Below are 420 nucleotides of genomic sequence, written 5' to 3'. Positions count from 1 at the left end.
GGTATTGAAAATTGAACCCATTGAAGGGGAGCAATGCCGTTTTTGGGGTCCTCTTGATGAAAAAAGTGGTGAAAGTGGTTTTTATAATTATGTAAATAGAAATAAAAAAGGTGCTACCTTAAATTTAAAAACAGAAAAAGGTTTGGAACTGTTTTATGAGCTTGTAAAGGATGCTGATATTCTGGTAGAGAACTTCAGAGGTGGAATTACAAAAAAACTGAAAATCGACTATGAAACCATCAAGAAAATAAATCCTGCCATTATTTATGCCTCAGGCTCAGGATTTGGACAGTATGGCCCAATTACCCACCGTCCCTGCTATGATATTGTTGCCCAAGCAATGGGTGGAATGATTAACTTAACAGGGTTTAAGGAGACGAATCCTGTGAAGGTAGGGCCATCTGTTGCGGATCATGTTGC

The 420-nt window shown here is 38.6% G+C and carries 1 protein-coding gene; it reads left to right on the top strand.

All coding sequences use genetic code 11. From position 1 onward, the window contains the following. Positions 1–420, top strand: a 420-nt coding sequence (locus RTK36_RS01615; protein WP_312043802.1) for a CoA transferase, incomplete at both ends; no start/stop codon positions are given.

The sequence above is a fragment of the Anaerotignum sp. genome (genome assembly GCF_031981185.1).
GTDB lineage: Bacteria > Bacillota > Clostridia > Lachnospirales > Anaerotignaceae > Chakrabartyella.
Note: the sequence above shows the minus strand (reverse complement) of the source record. Positions and strands in the feature narration are given on the sequence as shown.